Source organism: Bradyrhizobium sp. STM 3809 (assembly GCF_000239795.1).
Classification (GTDB): Bacteria; Pseudomonadota; Alphaproteobacteria; order Rhizobiales; family Xanthobacteraceae; genus Bradyrhizobium.
Genome location: NZ_CAFJ01000029.1, coordinates 1 through 3,001, shown reverse-complemented (window position 1 = coordinate 3,001; position 3,001 = coordinate 1). Strand labels below are relative to the sequence as shown.

Below are 3,001 nucleotides of genomic sequence, written 5' to 3'. Positions count from 1 at the left end.
CGGGCAATCGCCGGTGACCACCGCAAAGCCGCCCACCCGCTACGGCGCAATGGGGGAGCGCACGGGGGGACGGCTTTGCTCTACCGAATTATACCGCGCCCGGGGACACGACCGAGGAGTGAGTTTATGGGTATCGAGAACCTTAGCCACAAGTACTGTCGGGCCATTTGCGATGAAATAGGCGACCGGCTGCGCTTCTATCTGGACCGGACTTCTTCCAATATGCCGCCGCGACTCTTAGAGTTGCTGCGCCAACTGGAAGGCAGCGAGAAGGTCGCGTCGCCTTCGATCATTCCCGATGGACAAGACGCCACAATCGAGGCTGAGCTAGCTTTGGCAGAGTGAATCCTCAAATAGTGAGCGAAATTTCGGCCAATCGAAATCGGTGCTTTCCTGGAGGGAGCGAAGCCGCGAAATTCGGCGAAGCCCGTTTGCGTCGCGGTGTCCTATTGCTATTCCAGCAGTAAAGCGGCGAATTGGCGAACTACAAGCATAGGCACCCGAACGATAGGCGCCAGGCTCCCCAGAGATGGAGACCAAATGCGGCGAGGAATTCACTGGAGTGTCCGATATTTCCGACGAGTGATAGCGAAGCGGCGTTGAACAAGTCTTTGTTCAGAGCAAGCAGTCCTAAAAGAAGGGCCGGTCTGACAACCCCCGCCGCCCAGGTCACCGCTGCGCTGTTGATCGCTACTTTTGATGCTCGATAGACGAGCGCTCTGAAGTCGTCGCGGCAATCAGTTCCTGTTCGATGGTTTTCGCTGGATGGTCGACAATGGTCTTGACCGGAAGAGGTTGTCTGCAGTTTCATTGCGTCTGACTGGCGCCGACGGGGGGCAAATGTCATTCGTTACGAATTTTTGTGCGAATGTTTTCCGCCACTACCCGCTCTATAGCGGGAACTTCAAGATCATCAATTCATCTCAGATTTCTCGGCTGCTTCCTGCAATGCCGCCAATCCCGAGGTGGTGTCCGTCCCCAGGAGGCAAGCTGCTCGTCAATCCAAGCGACGCAATCGGGCGATGCGTCTACTTCACCGGGGACTACGACAAGAAGTTGACCTGGTTGTGCCAGACGATCTTGCGGGAAGGCGATACTGCGATCGACGTGGGGGCCAACGTCGGGGTCGTGTCCCTCACCATGGCGAGTTGTGTTGGCTCAACGGGGAAGGTTCTCGCGTTTGAGCCCAACCCGCGTCTCCTGAATCTTTTCAAGCAGAGCATTGTGGTGAATGGATACCGTAACATCCACCTTCACGAATGTGCCGTAGGGGCACAGCCCGGAGTTTTCCAGCTGAATGTTCCGCGCACGAATTGGGGGCAGGGTTCTTTCAAATACCATGCGGATACGGCAGATACCGATCGGTTCGACTGTCGCATTGCGCGGCTGTCGGACGTGATCAGGGATGAGCGGCTCGAACGGGTGCGTCTCGTGAAAATAGACGTGGAGGGCCTCGAGTTCGAGGTGCTGTTGGGCGCCGATCTGCTGCTCGAAACCATCCGGCCGGACGTCATCGTCCTGGAAACCAATGAGCGGAACCAGCCGAAATTCGGCGAGCGTGACGTTGTCCGGCTCCTTCAGCAATATCGATACAAGTTTCTTTCCATTCCCCGCTCTCTCTTCCGGGTGAAAGTCATTCCCATCGATCCTCGGCGCGTCGACGACCCCTCACACGATGTCCTTGCCATCCCCTTCGAAAAATACGAGCGGGTCGTCCGGCGTCTGGTGTAACCATGCTTGGAATTCGTCGGCAGCTCATTTTCAGGCCAGGCCAGCGCTACGATCCTCTTTCGTATCTCAAAGGAGCAGATCGCGATGGACCAACTAGTCCCGGTCCATGATGGGGATAAACATGATGAGGATAAATGAGGTTCGCCGTTCCGAGACGCTCACTATCCGCTTGGATCGCGGAACTGTGCGGACTCGCACAAGCTGGAGATTGAGCGGAAGCGTTTCGCTATGCTCGAAAGTAGAGGAGGTAGGGTTCGTTCGTCCGAATGCAGCGCAGAGCAAATTGCGGAGGTCGGCATTTGGACGCTGAATGAGTGCCGGCAGTCGACAGTTTTCGGCGTGTTACTGTGGCGATCAACTCGTTCGATTCTGAGCGTCCAATTCCACTTATCTTTGGTTCCTATCGGTGTATATTTGAGCCGATGCGGCAGTCTGTAGCTAACGACGTTCCGCCAACTGCCTCACGAGTCTCAGAACCAGATTGTCTATCTTCCCGAGCGCAATACTTGGGTCAAGAAATGCGATGTCATCGACATCCCAATAGACTATGTTTCTTGCCTCTCTGGGAAAGCGACTTTCGATCATCGGGCGATGTTCAGCCTCTTTGAGTGCGACCACAAGCTTGACCTTGGAGAAATCTGCGGCTGTGCAGAGTATTGGATATCGCCTGGATCCTTGAGCTGCAATGCCTCGTGTTTGAAGTGCTTGCAGGGCGAATGAGGACATTGGGCCAACATTCTCCGGTGAGAGCTCCTCCGCCAAACCCCTCGAGAACGAAATCCAATCCAGTCGCTCAAGGGCCGCTAGATGGTTGAAAAATTCCTCTGCATAACGGCTACGGTAATAATTCCCGGTGCAAAGAAACAGTACCTGTTTTTCATTCATCGTCCTGGTGCTTCAGTTCTGCGCTTGGTTCGCGATTCCGTGAAAAAGGGCGAGCGGCTTTTGCTTGCATCATAGCTGTACGCGAAGCGCCATAGCTTCGATCCCGTCTTGGTGACAGTCATGAAGAGCCCGCCTTCATCAGAGCGCTCGTAGTCCTTTTCTGCCGACTTCAGGCGCCGGAATTGGGCGTCCGTCTTGGCCGGCATTGGTTCGATTCCATCCAAAAATCGCGAGACCATCACCCTAGAAACGAGCACCCACGATACCATCAACCGGGGCGGAGACCAACAAACCGGGGCGATCGCCGGCGCAGGGCAAGGGACGATCGGTCCTGAATCTAAAGGAAGACGGACACTGCCGGACGCCAGATGGTGCCCCTGGCCGG

Annotated in this window: 4 protein-coding genes; 2 read left to right on the top strand and 2 right to left on the bottom strand. The window is 55.6% G+C overall.

Translation table 11 applies throughout. The annotated features are described in order from the left end of the window. The first annotated feature begins 126 nt into the window (after positions 1-126). Together BRAS3809_RS01375 and BRAS3809_RS01370 are read left to right on the top strand one after the other, a co-directional pair. Entirely contained in the window at positions 127-345 is a 219-nt protein-coding gene (locus BRAS3809_RS01375) for a hypothetical protein (protein ID WP_035654894.1), read from the top strand. 420 nt (positions 346-765) lie between these two features. Further along, entirely contained in the window at positions 766-1,731 is a 966-nt protein-coding gene (locus BRAS3809_RS01370) for an FkbM family methyltransferase (RefSeq protein ID WP_083839022.1), read from the top strand. A gap of 438 nt (positions 1,732-2,169) precedes the next feature. On the opposite strand, the gene BRAS3809_RS34525 is transcribed toward BRAS3809_RS01370, so the two are convergent. Both BRAS3809_RS34525 and BRAS3809_RS36990 read right to left on the bottom strand, forming a co-directional pair. Then, a complete protein-coding gene (locus BRAS3809_RS34525; protein ID WP_083839021.1) occupies positions 2,170-2,616 on the bottom strand; it encodes an arsenate-mycothiol transferase ArsC in 447 nt (148 codons plus the stop codon). Next, the coding region (locus tag BRAS3809_RS36990; RefSeq protein ID WP_210161090.1) for an Arm DNA-binding domain-containing protein at positions 2,613-3,001 on the bottom strand (389 nt) is incomplete at its 5' end. The genes BRAS3809_RS34525 and BRAS3809_RS36990, both read right to left, overlap by 4 nt.

Coding starts and splice junctions, on each gene's coding strand:
- BRAS3809_RS01375 (WP_035654894.1), top strand. CDS start 127: ATGGGTATCGAGAACCTTAGCCACAAGTACTGTCGGGCCATTTGCGAT.
- BRAS3809_RS01370 (WP_083839022.1), top strand. CDS start 766: ATGGTCGACAATGGTCTTGACCGGAAGAGGTTGTCTGCAGTTTCATTG.
- BRAS3809_RS34525 (WP_083839021.1), bottom strand. CDS start 2,616: ATGAATGAAAAACAGGTACTGTTTCTTTGCACCGGGAATTATTACCGT.